Annotated in this window: 14 protein-coding genes; 9 read left to right on the forward strand and 5 right to left on the reverse strand. The window is 63.3% G+C overall.

Annotation, left to right across the window (positions count from 1 at the left end; genetic code table 11):
• The first annotated feature begins 12 nt into the window (after positions 1-12).
• Positions 13-999, forward strand: a complete 987-nt coding sequence (locus V1289_RS38860; RefSeq protein WP_334404264.1) for an FAD-binding oxidoreductase — start codon at positions 13-15, stop codon at positions 997-999.
• 26 nt (positions 1,000-1,025) lie between these two features.
• Complete coding sequence (locus V1289_RS38865; protein WP_334404266.1) at positions 1,026-1,697, forward strand: DUF7303 family protein; 672 nt, start codon at positions 1,026-1,028, stop codon at positions 1,695-1,697.
• 272 nt (positions 1,698-1,969) lie between these two features.
• On the opposite strand, the gene V1289_RS38870 is transcribed toward V1289_RS38865, so the two are convergent.
• A complete protein-coding gene (locus V1289_RS38870) occupies positions 1,970-3,412 on the reverse strand; it encodes a TolC family outer membrane protein (RefSeq protein ID WP_334404268.1) in 1,443 nt (480 codons plus the stop codon).
• 238 nt (positions 3,413-3,650) lie between these two features.
• Between V1289_RS38870 and V1289_RS38875 the strand changes: the two genes are divergently transcribed.
• The gene (locus V1289_RS38875; RefSeq protein ID WP_334404270.1) at positions 3,651-5,513 is read left to right on the forward strand and encodes an acetyl-CoA hydrolase/transferase C-terminal domain-containing protein; all 1,863 of its coding nucleotides are present in this window, start codon (positions 3,651-3,653) and stop codon (positions 5,511-5,513) included.
• Between the two features lie 106 nt (positions 5,514-5,619).
• Here V1289_RS38875 and V1289_RS38880 read toward each other — a convergent pair whose 3' ends face one another.
• Together V1289_RS38880 and V1289_RS38885 are read right to left on the reverse strand one after the other, a co-directional pair.
• Positions 5,620-6,399, reverse strand: coding sequence for an enoyl-CoA hydratase (locus V1289_RS38880; protein WP_309183784.1), 780 nt, complete (start codon positions 6,397-6,399; stop codon positions 5,620-5,622).
• A 116-nt stretch (positions 6,400-6,515) separates the two neighbouring features.
• A complete protein-coding gene (locus V1289_RS38885) occupies positions 6,516-7,157 on the reverse strand; it encodes a hypothetical protein (RefSeq protein ID WP_334404272.1) in 642 nt (213 codons plus the stop codon).
• A gap of 331 nt (positions 7,158-7,488) precedes the next feature.
• On the opposite strand from V1289_RS38885, the gene V1289_RS38890 reads away from it, so the two are divergent.
• Positions 7,489-8,034 (forward strand): sigma-70 family RNA polymerase sigma factor, encoded by a 546-nt coding sequence (locus V1289_RS38890; protein WP_334404274.1) that lies wholly within the window; start codon positions 7,489-7,491, stop codon positions 8,032-8,034.
• Between the two features lie 2 nt (positions 8,035-8,036).
• The gene (locus V1289_RS38895; protein ID WP_334404276.1) at positions 8,037-8,675 is read left to right on the forward strand and encodes a DUF1109 domain-containing protein; all 639 of its coding nucleotides are present in this window, start codon (positions 8,037-8,039) and stop codon (positions 8,673-8,675) included.
• A gap of 67 nt (positions 8,676-8,742) precedes the next feature.
• Here the strand turns inward: V1289_RS38895 and V1289_RS38900 are convergent, their stop codons facing one another.
• Both V1289_RS38900 and V1289_RS38905 read right to left on the reverse strand, forming a co-directional pair.
• Positions 8,743-9,849 (reverse strand): DUF2336 domain-containing protein, encoded by a 1,107-nt coding sequence (locus V1289_RS38900; protein WP_334404278.1) that lies wholly within the window; start codon positions 9,847-9,849, stop codon positions 8,743-8,745.
• A gap of 63 nt (positions 9,850-9,912) precedes the next feature.
• A complete protein-coding gene (locus V1289_RS38905) occupies positions 9,913-11,061 on the reverse strand; it encodes a GGDEF domain-containing protein (RefSeq protein WP_334407837.1) in 1,149 nt (382 codons plus the stop codon).
• Between the two features lie 442 nt (positions 11,062-11,503).
• Here V1289_RS38905 and V1289_RS38910 point away from each other — a divergent pair, with 442 nt between their 5' ends.
• The 4 genes from V1289_RS38910 to V1289_RS38925 all read left to right on the forward strand — a co-directional run bounded on the left by V1289_RS38910 (position 11,504) and on the right by V1289_RS38925 (position 15,618).
• Positions 11,504-12,073: a sigma-70 family RNA polymerase sigma factor gene (locus tag V1289_RS38910; protein WP_309183788.1), complete on the forward strand. Its 570-nt coding sequence runs from the start codon at positions 11,504-11,506 to the stop codon at positions 12,071-12,073.
• Entirely contained in the window at positions 12,070-12,777 is a 708-nt protein-coding gene (locus V1289_RS38915; protein WP_334404280.1) for a hypothetical protein, read from the forward strand. The genes V1289_RS38910 and V1289_RS38915 overlap by 4 nt, the downstream gene beginning before the upstream one ends.
• A gap of 37 nt (positions 12,778-12,814) precedes the next feature.
• The gene (locus V1289_RS38920; protein ID WP_442896120.1) at positions 12,815-14,542 is read left to right on the forward strand and encodes a S8 family serine peptidase; all 1,728 of its coding nucleotides are present in this window, start codon (positions 12,815-12,817) and stop codon (positions 14,540-14,542) included.
• Positions 14,543-15,105: 563 nt separating this feature from the next.
• Positions 15,106-15,618: a TIGR03809 family protein gene (locus V1289_RS38925; protein ID WP_334404282.1), complete on the forward strand. Its 513-nt coding sequence runs from the start codon at positions 15,106-15,108 to the stop codon at positions 15,616-15,618.

Raw genomic sequence — 15,618 nt, forward strand, 5'->3', positions numbered from 1 at the left:
TTGGAATCAATCATGCGAAAATTCTCTCAAAAATTCAAAACCGGCGTGTCCGTCGCCGCCGTGGTTGTCGTGCTGTTCGGCGTTTACGGCTATCGCAAGCTGCAAGCCTTGGCCGCCGATCCCGCCGGTGAAAAGGATTGTGGGCTACCTGTCGGCGCCGACCAGGGCAAGGTCGATCTGGAGCGGATCAAGGCGATCGCGCCGCTTGCCGGCGTAAAGTGGTCGCAGATCGGCGGCAGCCTAAACGATGCGAGCTGCCTCAACAAGACTGAAATCTACGGCGTCGTCGAGGTGCACAGCGTCGACGACATCGCCAAAACACTGGCCTTTGCGCGCGACAACAAACTGTCGATCACGACTGCCGGCGTGCGCCACAGCATGGGCGGGCAGGCTTTTCGCAAGGGCGGCATCGTGCTGGATATGCGCGGCTTCAACAAGATCGTGCTCAACGAGAATACGCGCTCGGTCACGGTCCAGCCGGGCGCGACCTGGCACGAGATCCAGAACGTGCTGCATCCGCGCTTTGCGGTGCGCGCCATGCAATCGACCGACATCTTCAGCGTCGGCGGTTCGATCTCGGTCAATGCCCACGGCATGGACCACCAGGCCGGCGCGCTCGCCAGGTCGATCAAATCGATGGACGTGATGCTGGCGGACGGTTCGCTGCGCAACGTTTCGCAGACCGAGAACAAGGATTTGTTCGATCTGGTGGTCGGCGGCTACGGCCTGTTCGGCGTCATCGTCGAGGCCGAACTCGATATCGCCGATAACCTCGTCTATCAGACCGGGCGGCGCATGATGGATTACACGGAATTTCCGGCGTTGTTCGCCAACGAAATCGAGAAAGACCCCAATATCGGCCTGATGTACGGCCACCTCTCGACTGCGCCGAGCTCCTTCCTGAGGGAACTGCTGCTCTACACCTATACCAACGTCGACGCACCGATTTCAAACGCGAGCCGCTTGGCGAAGTCAGCGGTACCAAGCTGCGGCGCCTGACGATCAACCTGTCCAAGCAGGGTCCGTTGTTTCAGGAAATGAAATGGCTGTCCGAAAAACACATCGAGCACCGGATGGAAACCTGCACCGTCACCCGCGCGCAGGCGATCGGCTCGGCGGAAGCCTGCCTCGTCAGCCGCAACGACCCGATGCACGATTCCGTGCCGTATTTGCGCAACTCGCTGCCCAACGACACCGATATCCTGCACGAATATTTCATCCCGCGCAGCCAGTTCGTCTCGTTCGTCGACGGCATGCGCAAGGTGCTGACCGATAACAAGACCAATTTGCTGAATGCGTCGGTGCGCATCGTGCATCAGGAAGGAAACTTCCTGACCTATTCGCCGGAGCCGGCGTTTTCGCTGGTGCTGTACATCAACCAGAGCACCGACGAGGAAGGCAACCGGCGGATGAAGAAGGCGACGGAAGAGCCATCAAGACAAGAGGCCGCGATGGGCTTCGAGGTATTCAAGGGGCTCCCGATGCCCAAGGGCCCGAAGAAGAAGTACAATTTCGAGGACCTAGAGGTCGGGGATATGATGTTTGTACCCATCGCCGAAGCGGAAGACCATACGGCGGCGCAGAACAAAATGTCCTCGGCCGCCGCCGGTTGGGGCAGACGACGAGACCGAAAATTTGCGACCCAGTTGGTCAAGAACGACGGCAAACTGGGCATCGGGGTGTGGCGGATCGAATAGCCTCAAATCGTGAATACCAGTGCAAGATCGGACCTGATGCTAGGCTCGGCCTTTTTGCTGTGCACCCCATGAGTGAGACAGGGCAATTTCTGTGACAGGGTGTCTTTGAGGACAGCCCGATTGACAGAAAAAGGCACGAACCGTAGTTGGCGAAGACGAAGACGCCGCCCTCGCTGGTGCCGGTGGTGAGCTATGGCTACGACCCGGCCGCCTCAGCGATACCAACACCCGACATGATCAGTGCGCGTTAATGATGGCGGAAAATACCCGACCTACTGCCCCGACGGCGTGCGCAGGCCGTGCCAGGCGTCGCGCACCTGATGGTAGTGCACCTCCGGCAGGTAGTCGGGCGTATTGAGCGCGAGCGTCTTGACGTCGAGCCGGCCGATGGCGCTGAGCAGCGTATAGGAGGCGATGACGCGGTCGCGCAGCGCGCCGATCAGCCGCGCCTTGGCCGAGATCAGGTCCTGCTGCGAGTTCAGCACGTCGACGGTGGTGCGCTGGCCGCCGGCGGCTTCCTTCTGCACTCCCGCCAGCGCGACGCCTGCGGCGCGAACTTCGGATTCGGACGCCGCTACCGCGATCTTGGCGCCTTCATTTGCGACCCAGGCGCCGACCGCCGCAGTGCGGGCCTGGTTGCGGACCTGCTCGAGCACCTGCCGGCTTTGGGCGGCGACTTCCTTGGCCTGCCGGGTCTGCGAGGCCGCGGTGCCGCCATCGTAGATCGGCTGCGTGAGCGTACCGACCACGGAGGCCTGGTCCGTTCTGAACGTGCTCAGTGTCGGGTCGGAATCACTGCTGTGGCTGGCGCTGCCCTGCAGGGTGATGGTCGGCATCAGGCTGCTTTCGGCAACATGAATGCTCGTCGAGGCGACATCGACGTCAAAACCCGCCGCCATCACCGCCGGATGCTCCTTGAAGGCAAGGCCGGTGGCATCGTCGCGGCTGCGCGGCAGAGAACGGTCCACGGTTTCGGCGGGGCGCAGCTGGGCGGGCGGGTTGCCGATCACCTGGGTATAGGTCGCCTGGCTGATGGCGAGGCTGACCTCGGCGGCGTTGAGATCGGCGAGGCCCCGGTTGAGGCGCGCCTCGGCCTGGGCGGTATCGGTCGGGGTCACGTCGCCGGCGTTGAGGCGTTTTTGGGTAATGCCGAGGGTTTCCTGCAGGAACGCCACATTGGCGCGCTGCGCCTCGACCAGCGACTGGTTGGCCAGCACATTGGTATAGGCGGTGACGGCGTCGAGCAGCACGCCCTGACCGACATTGCGCAGCGCCTCGCGGCCGGACTGCACCTGCAATTCCGCCACCCGCACGCTGTTGGCGGTCTTGAAGCCGTTGAACAGCGTCTGCGTCACGGTCACCCCGATCGTCCAGGGTTTCAGGGTCGCCGATTGGAACGTATTGTCGGGCAGAAGGTTGCGCACCGCCTGCAAGCCGGCGCTCAGGCTGGCGACGATCTGGGGTCGATAACCCGCCAGCGCCTGCGGCACGTTTTCGTCGGTGCCGCGCTGGCGCGCCCGTTCGGCATTGAGCTGTGGGTTGGTCTGATAGGCCTTGGCCAGCGCTTCCGGGAGGTTCTCGGCCCAAGCCGCGGTAGGGGCAAAGCTTAAAGGCGCAGGCGCGGCAAACGCGGCGCAAATCAGTACGCCAAGGCAAATGCCCGATCGAAGCACGCGCCTTCCAACGTGGCCAATTCTAGCGGCACGCCCAACCATGTGATCCCGTAACAACCCTGGCCGTCCGCCCCCGCCGACAACCTCGACACATTTACCTGTTTAGGGGGCGGTGCCGCCACAGGCAAACGGTCACGCCACATCCGCACATCAATTCAGTGCTTGGCTGTTGCCGGTTCGTCACAGACGAACAGCCGTCATAAATGCGCTATAGCTCCCAAGCGGCTGCGTCCGATTCCAGGGCGGATGGCCATGCAGTCGTGCCCCGGGTCCGCATTTGATGCCAAAGCTGTTTTCCGACCCCGAAGCGATCGCGGAAGACATCATCCGCGATGTCGGAACCAACCTCGTGGTCGGCTTGCCGCTCGGTCTCGGCAAAGCCAATCACATCATCAATGCGCTCTACGCCCGGGCCGCCGCCGACCGCTCCATCAATCTGACGTTCTTTTCCGCGCTGACGCTGGAAAAGCCGAAACCGAACAACCTGCTGGAACGGCGTTTTATCGGGCCCGTGATCGACCGGCTGTTCGGAAGCTATCCGGATCTCGCCTACGCCGACGCGCTGCATGCCGGCGCATTGCCGCCCAACGTCAAGATCATCGAGTTTTTCTTCCTGGCGGGCCGGTGGCTGCATGTGCCGTTCGCGCAGCAGCATTACATCTCCGCGAACTATACCCACGCCTCGTCCTATTTGCTGGCGCGCGGGCTCAATGTCGTCACCCAGCTGGTGGCCAGGCGCGTCGTCGATGGCGCGGCGCGCTATAGCCTGAGCTGCAACACCGATACCACCCTGGATATATTGCGCGCCCGTGCCGAAGGCCGGGCGTCGTTCAAACTGATCGGCCAGGTCAATTCCGAACTGCCGTTCATGCCGGGCCTGGGCGACCTGCCGGGGCAAGAGTTTTCCGCGGTACTCGACAGCCCCGAGACCGACTTTCCGCTGTTCGCGCCGCCCGCCGAGCCGATCAGCGACACCAAATACGCCATCGGGCTTCATGCCGCGGGCCTCGTGCGCGATGGCGGCACGCTGCAGATCGGCATCGGGCAGGTCGGCGACGCGCTGGCGCAGGGGCTGGTGGTCCGCCATCGCGACAACACGCAATTCCACGCCATCATGAAGCGGCTTGCGCGGGGAAACGAACAGCTCTCGGCGCTGGAGACCGGACCGTTCGAGAAGGGCCTCTATGGCGTCAGCGAAATGCTGTTCGAGGCGTTTCTGGGCCTGATCGACGCCGGCATTATCAAGCGCGACGTTGACGGCGTGATGCTGCACGGCGCGTTCTTCCTTGGGCCGAAATCGTTCTATCGCGCGTTGCGCGAGATGCCGCCCGACCAGCTCGCACGAATCCAGATGATGCCGGTGTCGTTCACCAACGAGCTCTACGGTGACGAGGCCGCCAAGCGTCGCGCGCGCGTCGACGCCCGCTTCGTCAACAATGCGATGATGGCGACCTTGATGGGGGCTGCGATTTCCGACGGCCTTGACGACGGTCAGGTGGTGAGCGGCGTCGGCGGCCAGTATAATTTCGTGGCGCAAGCATTCGCGCTTGCCGGCGCGCGTTCGCTGCTGGCGCTGGAGGCGACGAGGCCGGCGGGCGCCAGGACGCAATCGAATATCCGCTGGAACTACGGCCACGAGACCATCCCGCGGCATCTGCGCGACGTCTTCGTCACCGAATACGGTGTTGCCGATACAAAAGGAAAATCCGACGCCGACGTGATCGCGGCGATGCTGCAGGTGACGGATTCCCGCTTCCAGGCCGAACTTGCGCGGGTGGCCAAGGATGCCGGCAAGCTGCCGAAGAATTTTGAAATTCCGGCCGCGCATCGCGAGAATTTTCCCGAGCGGATCGCCGACGCCCTCAAGCCCGCGCGCGAAGCCGGCCTGCTGCCGTCGTTCCCGTTCGGCAGCGATTTCACCGAACCCGAGCAGCGGCTGATCCCGGCCTTGCAGGTGCTGCAGGACGCGCAACGCACGCCGCTGCGGCTGCCGGGATTGCTGTGGCAGGGGCTTTTCCGGCAGCCGGATGCGGCAGATAGCGAATGCCTGACGCGGCTCGGACTCGACAAGCCTGTGACGTTGGTCGAGCGCGCCTATCGCGCGCTGGTGAGTGCGGCGCTGGTGCGGAGCCGCAAGGACTGACGGGGAATACCGTCATTGCGAGGAGCGCAGCGACGAAGCAATCCACACTTTCTTTGCGGCGCTATGGATTGCTTCGCTTCGCTCGCAATGACGAAAAGGAACAATCCTACCTGTTCTTGTTCACCGGCTTGCGCTTTTCGATGAACGCCGCCATGCCTTCGGAGCGATCTTCCAGCGCGAATGTCGAATGAAACAAATTGCGCTCGACGTTCATGCCCTCCGACAGCGGCGTCTCGAACGCGCGGTTGATGGCCTGCTTGGCCATCGCGGCGGCCGGCTGCGACATCGAGGCGATCTTTTCCGCCGCCGACAGCGCCTCCTCCATCAACTTGTCCGCCGGCACGACGCGGCTGACGAGGCCGGAGCGTTCGGCTTCCGCGGCATCCATCATCCGTCCGGTGAGGCACAGATCCATCGCCTTGGATTTGCCGATCGCGCGCGTCAGCCGCTGGGTGCCGCCGATGCCGGGGATGGTGCCGAGGGTGATTTCCGGCTGGCCGAATTTCGCGGTGTCGGATGCGATGATGATGTCGCACATCATGGCAAGTTCGCAGCCGCCGCCGAGCGCGTAGCCGCTGACGGCCGCAATCGTCGGCTTGCGGCATCGCGCGACGCGGTCGCCGCCGATGGCGGCGAAATCGCTGGAAAACATGTCGATGAAGGTCTTCGGCTGCATCTCCTTGATGTCGGCGCCGGCGGCAAAGGCCTTTTCGTTGCCGGTGAGCAGGATGCAACCGATCTTGTCGTCGGCCTCGAGGTCATCGACGGCGGCGGCGATCTCGCGAAACACGCCGAACGACAGCGCGTTGAGCATTTTCGGGCGGTTCAGCGTGATAACGCCGACCGCGCCTTTGCTCTCGACGATGATGTATTCGAATGTAGCCATGTTCCACCCCGGTGCCTGATTTCGCGGGCAATGTGCCCGCTGCCGGGATGGGCTTCAAGTGGGATGGATCCGGAGACGCGCCCGATCGGGCGCGATCTCCAAGAATGGATCAGGCATCACGCCATGAACATGCGTGCGGCGGAGGCCATCGTCAGCAAGGCCCCGAAGGCGATGAAGATCTTCCCGATCAGCGAGGTCTGATCCCAGGTCGAGCTGTCGCTGCCGGAGGCCAAAGCCGGTGCCGCGGGCGCAGCCTTCGCAGTGGACATCGCAACCGTCTGCGTTGACGGCGGCGGGCTCTGTTGCAGCGCCCGATCGACATCGTTGAGCTGATCGGAGGAGACCAGCTCAGCGTCGGGTGCGGCCTGAACGTCGGCCGGCTTGTCGGTTGCGGCTACCAGCATCGTGCTGGCCTTCGCCGACATCGCCCAGGCGCTGTCGGCGGGGGCGTCAGCGGACGTCAATTGGGCGTTGGCGTTGGCGACCGAGGCCGGGATCGCGGCGGGCGTATTGCCGGCGGCGTCGGCGACATCGGCCTTCCTGGTCTCCTCGGATTTCGAGGGGGCCTTGCGATGCGCGGACCGTTTCCAGTGCCGCGTGCTCGGTTTGACGGCATTGCCGGCCGTTGCGCCGTCCGATTTCAAAATCGTGGCCGTGCTGTCTGCGCTGGCTGCCATTGTCGGCGACGGCCCTGCCAAACACACGAACAGTCCTGTCGCCAGTATCAACGCCGAGCACCCGCTGGCTTTGATCATCATGTGGCAATCTCCCCATTTGCCCGCCCCCGAAGGCGAAATGAGACCCCGCTGCGTGTCCACAGCGGGGCAAAAAAAGGGAATCTTCGGGCTGGACCGGGCGAAAGCAGGGCAACGGCGCCTGGCTCGTTGCGGGCGGATTTCCGCAGTGGCGGCGGCGGGTGCGAGGCGGCGCAATCGATGTTATGAGCCTGCCAGGATGGAATTGGCTGTCTCGATTCCCCGAGGGGCCGTTCGATCATCTTGCCGAGGGATACTCGATCACGACTTCGTGATAATCGGGTTCCGACGTAACAAATTGAAAGATCGACCGAATTGCAATGTGGGAGCGCGCGTGCGCGAAACTGAGGACGAATGGACCGGCCTGATGCGGTCGGCCATTTCAGGCGACGATGCGGCGTATCATCGCCTGCTCAAGGCCGTCACGCCGGTGCTCCGGGCGGCGGCGCGCCGCGGTCTGGCGCGGGCGGGGCAACCGGTCGATCAGTCCGAGGACATCGTGCAGGACATTCTGCTGGCAGTGCATTTGAAGCGGCATACCTGGGACGCCAGCGCCCCGTTCGCCCCATGGCTGTTTGCGATCGCCCGCAACAAGCTGATCGATGCGCTGCGCCGGCGCGGAAGACGGATTTTCGTCAATATCGACGATTTCACCGAGACGCTGCCGGGCGAGGCGGTGGCGGAGACCGCTTCGGCGGGCGAGGTCGCCGCCCAGCTGCAGTCGCTGCCGCCGCGTCAGCGCGACGTGCTGCAGGCGATCGCGGTCGACAGCGCCTCGATCAAGGAAACGGCTGCGAAATTTGCGATGAGCGAAGGCGCGGTGCGGGTGGCGCTGCATCGCGGCCTCGCCAGCCTGACCGCGAAGTTACGGGGACAATGAGAATGGATACCGATCAGCTCATTCGAACCCTTGCCGCAGACAATTCGTCCCGCGCGCGGCCGGTCGGCTTTGCGCTCATGCTGGCGCTGCTTGCCGCGGCTCCGGTCTCGTTGCTGATGTTCTTCACCGAGCTCGGCGTCCGGCCCGACGTCATGATTGCGATGCGCAACCCGTTCTTCGACCTGAAGTTCGCGGTGACGCTGGCGCTTGCGATCTCGGCGATGGCGGTCAGCCTGCATCTGTCGCGGCCGGAGGCCTCATTGCGCGGCTGGGGCTGGCTGCTGCTGATCCCGGCCGGAATCCTGACCGCAGGAATCGCAGGCGAGATGATGATGCCGCAGCGGCTGCCGATGATGACGCGGCTGGTCGGCAGCAATTCCAGGGTATGCATGACCGCCATTCCGCTGATGTCGTTGCCGATACTGGCAGGGGCATTGATCGGCCTGCGTCACGGCGCACCGGCGCGGCCGGCGGTCGCCGGCGCCGTTGCCGGGCTGTTGTCGGCAGGACTCGCGGCGACGCTGTATGCGTCGCATTGCACGGATGATTCACCGCTGTTCGTTGCGACCTGGTACACGGTATCAACCGCGCTGGTCACCGCGATCGGCGCGTTGGCCGGATCGAAGCTGTTGAGATTCTGATTTTTCGTCGTCGCGGCCCAGTGCGCAATTGCGCACTGGGAGCCGGGACGACGCTGCACTTGACAGCTCACGCCGCTGGCACGTTCTGCTGCATGCGGTGGAAGCGCAGCACCTGCTGTGCGGTGGACGGCCGCAACCGCTCATAGGTGTCCTTGCAAGCCGCGAGGTCGGTCGGGTCGCCGCCTGACAGCTCGTCGCGCATGTTGATGATCAATTTCACGGTCGACCACGACAGCCCCGCGACCTTCGCCAGGATCATCACGCCTTCGGCCCGGGTTTCGATCATCATGTTTTCGGCAATCGTCACCGGCACGTTGGCGAGAGCCGCGATCGACGCGTTGGCTTCGTCGAATTTGCCGGCATCGGCGAATGACGCCACCTGAAATTCGTCGAGCCGTCCGTCCGCGTGCAGCGACTTGACGAGCGCGTGGGCGATCTCGGTATTCCGGGTGATCGCCGAGGGCGCGGCGCGCGCGCGCCGCGTCGCCTCCCTGACCGCCATCGGCACTTCGCCCGCCTGCTGCGGGTTGGCGGCTTCCAGCCGCTGCCGCACGATGTCGGACGCCTTCGCGAGCAGTTTCAAATAGAGATGCCGCGGAATGGTCGGACGCAGGCCGACGCAGGTCGCGAGGTTGTCGTCGCCCTCGGCGCGGTTGACCAGCCGCGTAAAACCGCGCTCGGTGAACTCCGCGCCTGGATTGTTGACGGTGCTCTGGACCACCTCGTCGTTGCCGCGCTGCACCAGCACATCGGTTACCGCGCCGCTCAGCACTTTTCGCGTCGAAATCGCCATCAAATGCGCCTGGCTCTTGCTGCGCGCATTTTCGATCAGGGTTTTGTCGTCGAGCCGCGCCGATTGAGACAGTACGGGTCCGGCAACCTCGATGACGTCGTCGAATGCCAGTGTCCGGATCGTCAGCGGCGGCGCGGTGTCGATCGGGGCGAGACGGTTGGCAAGCAGCGACTTGGCGGATGTCTCGATGTGATCCATCAGGCACTGGAAGACATCGTCGAACAGCCCGATCTGTTCGTCCGAATAATCCACCACGCCGTCGATGAAGAGATCGGTTACCCGGCGCAGGGTCTCGACCCGGCGCGCGACGGTTCCGTGCGCGAGCGTGGACTGCAGCTCGTCGAGCAGGTTTCCGGGGGCGGTAGCAGACTTCGAACTCATGACTCTGTCCTGGAGTGTATGGCGGTGATGGCTTCTCCGTCACCGGAAACTGAAAATGTCGGGTCAAGCGCTGGCGATGCGATTGCGTCCCCGTGCCTTGGCTGCATAGAGCGCGCTGTCGGCGCGCGCGAGAAAACTGTCCGGGGTCTCGTTCGGCCTCAGCGTCGCAACCCCTGCGGAAATCGTTACCTTCATGCCGGGCGAGAATGCGCTCCAGTCGAGATCGGCGATAATCGCGCGCAGCCGGTCCAGGGCGCGTATGGCGTTGTCTGCGGCCAAATCGGGCAGCACCAGCAGGAATTCCTCGCCGCCATAGCGGCCGAACCGGTCGACGGCGCGGATATTGGCGAACATGGTGATCGCGAACGTTCTGAGCACTTCGTCGCCGGTCGGGTGGCCATAACCGTCGTTGATGCGCTTGAACCAGTCGAGGTCGATCAGCGCGATCGAGCAGGGCGATGCGCCGCGGCCGGCGTGGGCGATCTCCTCGTCCAGCATCCGCATGATGCAGCGGCGATTGAACGAGCCCGTCAGTTCATCGAGTTCGGCGAGCTCTTCGATACGCTTGTAGGCTTCCTTGAGCTTCTGGCCGCTCTGGTAGAGCGATTGCTTCATCGAGCTGGAGAACATTCCGACGAACATGCAGCGCCCGATGGTCAGGATGAACACCAGCATGGTGGCAACGCGCTCGAGATAGCTGCCGTGCGGCATCGCGATCGGTTTGTCGGTCAGCAGGAACAGCCCGGACAGACCGAGCGCCATCGCCGTCCAGATCATCATCGTTTGCCGCGGCGTGGAGCGCAGCGAACTGAAGCTGAACACGACGAACAGGGTGCACAGGAACATCACGCCGACTTCGGGCGCGATCCAGGTGAAGACCAGCATGATCATCATGTTGGCGGTCGACTGCGGCGCGACCAAATAATGGTCCTTGAAGCGCTCGTTGAAGCCGAGTTCCGAGAGGGTGATACTGCAGGCGGTCAAGGTCAGGCCACAGGCGGCAAAGGCAGGGCCGATCATGAGCGGGATCGTGCCGGCATAGGCATAGAGCAGCAGCACCGCGGCATCGACGACATAGCTGGCGCCGATCATTCCGTGGATCTGGCGACGCTGCTCGGCGCGGCGCGTCAGCGCCTGCGCCGTCGGCCTGATACCCACGCCGTCCAGTTCGGCCGCAATCGGATTCAGGAATGAGGACGCAGCGGTGCCCATGGTCTTGCCGTTGGTGGAACCCAATAAAATATCTAAGTGGGAAAGCCTTTAGGTTTGGTATCTTTTGGGGCCGAATCTGGTCCGTTAAGATCCCGCCATTGCCCTGTTTTGCAACGGAAATCCGTTGCACCCGGGACGCCGGATCGCTGGCCGGGTGGGGGGGCTGGTCGGGGAGTAAGCAGGTGCTGCCTTGCGGCCCAAGCCTTGGTAAGGTCGCCTTGGTAAGGTCGCCGCGGACGGCGCAATCTCTCAGAAAGTATTTCCGTATTATGATACCAATTTCGCAGCTCTGTTCGTTTTCGCCAGCAGAAAGACTCCCCGGCAATCATGTTCTGTGGGGTAGATCACACATGCATTCCGGACATTGCCGTATTGTGAAGAATCTTGCCTCCCCCATCGAACCACCGGCCCCCCCCATCCGACCAACCTTGCGAGACGGCCATTGAGCGCGACACAGGCGGCTTCAGACGAGGTTCTGATCGCCCGGATCGCCCAAGGCGACCGGCTCGCCATGCAGGTGCTGTACGGAAGGCACCATGTCAGGGTGTTTCGTTTCGGGCTCCGGCTCGTTCGGGACGAACAGGTTGCGGAAGACCTCATCAGCGAGGTTTTTCTCGATGTGTGGCGTCAGGCTGGCAAGTTCGAAGGGCGATCCGCCGTTACCACCTGGCTGCTGGCGATTACACGGTTCAAGGCCCTGTCGGCGTTGCGGCGCCGCAAGGACGTTGGCCTGGACGAGGAGGCCGCGAACGCGATCGAGGATACGTCCGACGATCCGGAAGTGGTGGTGCAGAAGAAGGATACCAGTGAAGCGTTGCGCAAGTGCCTGACATCACTTTCGCCAGACCATCGGGAGATCGTCGATCTCGTCTACTACCACGAGAAGTCCGTGGAAGAGGTGGCCGAAATCGTCGGTATTCCGGAGAACACCGTCAAGACGCGCCTGTTTTATGCGCGCAAGAAATTGGCCGAGTTGCTGAAGGCAGCCGGCATAGAGCGAGGTTGGCCATGATGGCAGCGAACAAAAAAATGCTGGATCAAGAGCCCAGCGAAATCGAGGTGCTGTTGCCATGGCATGCGGCCGGCACGCTGAACGCGCGTGATGCGCGCCGTGTCGACGAGGCACTCGCCAACGATCCCGCATTGGCCCGGCAATACGCCGTCATCCGCGAGGAATACGCCGAGACCATTCACCTCAACGAAAGCCTTGGTGCGCCGTCGGCGCGCGCGATGCAGAAGCTGTTTGCTGCGATTGACGGAGAGCCCGTGCGCAAGCCATCGGTGTCGGTCAATATCTCCGCGCGGATATCGGAATTCTTCGCAAGGCTTTCGCCGCGGACGCTGGCCTGGTCGGCCAGCCTTGGTGCCGTGGCGTTGCTGTTGCAGGCCGGCGTGATCGGTGCGGTGCTGGTGAAGAACCAGGGCGGCTCGTTCCAGACCGCGTCATTGATCGTGAACGATCGGTCGGCACCCATCACCCGCGACCTGGGCGGGTCGTCGCCGCCGCGCGCGCTGGTCCGGTTCTCCGAGGATGCCCGCGTTGCCGACATCACCGCACTGCTCGACAACTATCAAGCCTCGATCGTCGATGGCGCCAAGGGCGGCATGTTCCGGCTGCAATTCGGCAACAGCGCGATGGGCAAGAACGATCTCGCGGCGCTGATGAGCAAGCTGCAGAAGGAGAAGATCGTCAGTCTCGCAGTTGAGACGCCGTAACGGCGTCCGGCGTTTCTTAGCCAAAGCCAGAGGTCCGATGACCCGTGATCCCTTGAATCGGCGCATCCAGACGGCGGTGACATTCACCGCCGCGCTGCTGCCGTTTGCCTGCCTCGAAGGATCGGCGGTTCTTGCGCAAAGCATCATGCGCACGCCCAGCCTCCACATCGAGTCGCGGATCTCCACCATCAACCCGACGGTTGCGCCGCGGGTCAATCCCAGTATCGCCGGCCGCACCCATGTGAGCGTCGACGGCGGCGGACGAACGACGTCCCGGGTCGGTGGAGCGACTTCGGCCATGCATCCGGTTTCCCGCATAGCGGTGGGGTCGACGCTGCCTTACGCGCGCTATTCGCATAATCTTTATCCCGTTTGCGAGTACGCCTATCGCGGGCCCGGCGGCGAATGCTATGACCGTCGCGTCATCACGACCGATGGCGGCAGCACCGGCGGCGGCTCGGCCAAGAACGGCAATAGCGGCGGCCCGCGCGGCAATAATCCGCAAACGGCGGTCAATCTGCGTACCGTTGCCAACGAACTCGTGGCGGAACTCGACGGCGCGATGTCGGATGCGCAGGCGGACGAGTGGGCGCGGAGTCACGGCCTCGAGCGCATCCAGTCGCAGAACTTTGCGCTTGTCGGCGGCACCATCGGCCTGTTCCGGATCATCGATCGCCGCCCGGTCGAGACCGTGAGCCGTGAACTGGCCGCCAGCGCCCGCTCGGTGCAGCCCAATTTCCGTTATGTGCTGCAGGATCAGAAGGCGGTACCGAGCGAAGGCGATCCCGCGCAATACGCGCTGGCGCAGCTTCGCCTGCCGCAGGCGCATACGCTTGCCCACGGCATGAACGTCACCATTGCCGTGATCGATTCAGGCATCGACGCCAACCATCCGGAATTGACCAACTCGATTGCCGACACGTTCGACGCGCTCGGCAGCACGGAAGGTCCGCACGTTCACGGCACCGGCATTGCCGGCGCGATCGCCGCGCATGCGAAACTGATGGGAAGTGCGCCGGAGGTGCGGATCCTGGCGATCCGTGCGTTTGGCTCGGCATCCGGCGGCGCGGAAAGCACTTCGTGGGTGATCCTGAAAAGCCTCGACTATGCCGCTTTGCACGGGGCGCAGATCGTCAATATGAGCTTTGCCGGTCCGAAGGATCCGCTGATCGAACGCGGCGTCGCCGCGACTGCGGCGAGGGGCATCGTGCTGGTGGCCGCCTCCGGCAATGCCGGCGCAAAATCGCCGCCGCTCTATCCCGCCGCCAATCCGAACGTGATCGCGGTGAGTGGCACCGACGCCAAGGAAAAGCTGTTCGCGGCATCGAACCGGGGCAACTACATCGCCTTGGCGGCTCCCGGCGCCGATATCTTCCTGCCGGCGCCGGACGGAAAATATCAGATGACGTCCGGCACCTCGTTTTCCGCCGCTTACGTCAGCGGCATCGCGGCGCTGATGCTGGAGCGCAATCCTGCGTTGAAGCCGAACGAAGTGCGCGCAGTTCTTGAGAATACCGCCCGCGATCTCGGCGCGCCCGGCCGCGACGATCTGTTCGGGGCGGGCGAGGCCGATGCATACGCGGCGGTCACGGCCGCGATCGGCCCGGCTTCGGTGCCCGTCGCCGCGGTTCCGGGTCAGCCTGCCGCGGAAAAAGCGCCCGATCGCAATAACGCTTCCGTGAGCAGAGCATTGAATGACCCTGCGCCCTCGATGGCGTCGGACAAATCTGCGGCAAACGACCCCAATCGCCCCGCGACGCGGTGATTTTGCTCGGATTTTCCGCGGTAAATCTGCTGGAAAGCCGTCGGAACCTCGGAATAAAAAAATTAAAAAAATCGCCTGATGTTTTGAACGTCCGGCGCGCCTGCTGCGACTTATCAATGTGGGAGCGGTAATCCCTCCCCATCGGCTATATTCGGCGCGAGCGCCCATCCACCCCAAGCGCCCCATATGGCTTGACCCGTCCGGTTGTCCCCCCGGACGGGTCTTTTCGTTTTCGAGAGCATTTTGATCGAAGCCCGCCGCGCGGGCCGCCGGGTTTAGGAAACGCGCCGCAGAGCTTTCGAACCGAAAATCTGTCCCGATGTTTCCTGTGCGTTCGTTCGCCGCAATGACCGACCGCGCTCCGCAACGCGGCCATGCCGCCGTGCGGCTTGACGGTGGATAGCGCAAATAACCCCGTATTTGTGCGGCGTTCTTCGATTGGGACGTGACCCGTATTGTCGCGCACTGGACAACGCAGAAGTTTTCCACAGAATATCCCTGTCACATCGAATTGATTCGTCTCTGTTGCGTCCGCGTCCGTTTTTCTCTTTGCGGGCTGATTCATGACACTTCATGTAGACGTGGCGCGTGGCCGCAATGTCGTCGCGCGCTGGTGCAACCTTGCCGAGCAACGGCTGGAATACCTCACCGAACTGTTCGAGACCGGGCGCTGGCGCCGCTTTCACAGCGAACTCGCCTTTCTCGAAAACATCCAGGAAGCCAAGGCCGCGGTCGAGACCTGGCGCGATCTGTTGAACCGCGAGGCCGCGCCCGACAATTCAGCCGTCGATGTCCCCAGGCTCAGCGGTGCACGCCTGCCGCTGCCGCCCGGCGACAGATTGCGCGAGCGGGTCCAACTGCCGCAGCCGGCGCCAGCGGCGATCGCGCCGCCGCCGCCCGCTATTCCGGAACGCGCAATCCCGCAAGATGTTCTGCTCGCGCTGGAAAACGAACTCATTGCCTCGGATGAGGCACCTTCCGCACCTGATGCGCCGGTCGTGGATGAGCCGTCGTTAGCGGCGCTCGATCTCGACGCGATGCAGGATCGCTATCCGCTGCTGCGCAACGCGCTGTAG

Origin of the sequence: Bradyrhizobium sp. AZCC 2289, assembly GCF_036924615.1 — a bacterium.
Taxonomy (GTDB): Bacteria; Pseudomonadota; Alphaproteobacteria; order Rhizobiales; family Xanthobacteraceae; genus Bradyrhizobium.

Bases quoted from the DNA above. Each gene is read 5' to 3' on its own strand.
- V1289_RS38860 (WP_334404264.1), top strand. From the start codon at position 13: ATGCGAAAATTCTCTCAAAAATTCAAAACCGGCGTGTCCGTCGCCGCC.
- V1289_RS38870 (WP_334404268.1), bottom strand. From the start codon at position 3,412: ATGGTTGGGCGTGCCGCTAGAATTGGCCACGTTGGAAGGCGCGTGCTT.
- V1289_RS38875 (WP_334404270.1), top strand. From the start codon at position 3,651: ATGCCAAAGCTGTTTTCCGACCCCGAAGCGATCGCGGAAGACATCATC.
- V1289_RS38880 (WP_309183784.1), bottom strand. From the start codon at position 6,399: ATGGCTACATTCGAATACATCATCGTCGAGAGCAAAGGCGCGGTCGGC.
- V1289_RS38885 (WP_334404272.1), bottom strand. From the start codon at position 7,157: ATGATGATCAAAGCCAGCGGGTGCTCGGCGTTGATACTGGCGACAGGA.
- V1289_RS38895 (WP_334404276.1), top strand. From the start codon at position 8,037: ATGGATACCGATCAGCTCATTCGAACCCTTGCCGCAGACAATTCGTCC.
- V1289_RS38900 (WP_334404278.1), bottom strand. From the start codon at position 9,849: ATGAGTTCGAAGTCTGCTACCGCCCCCGGAAACCTGCTCGACGAGCTG.
- V1289_RS38905 (WP_334407837.1), bottom strand. From the start codon at position 11,061: ATGGGCACCGCTGCGTCCTCATTCCTGAATCCGATTGCGGCCGAACTG.
- V1289_RS38915 (WP_334404280.1), top strand. From the start codon at position 12,070: ATGATGGCAGCGAACAAAAAAATGCTGGATCAAGAGCCCAGCGAAATC.
- V1289_RS38920 (WP_442896120.1), top strand. From the start codon at position 12,815: ATGACCCGTGATCCCTTGAATCGGCGCATCCAGACGGCGGTGACATTC.
- V1289_RS38925 (WP_334404282.1), top strand. From the start codon at position 15,106: ATGACACTTCATGTAGACGTGGCGCGTGGCCGCAATGTCGTCGCGCGC.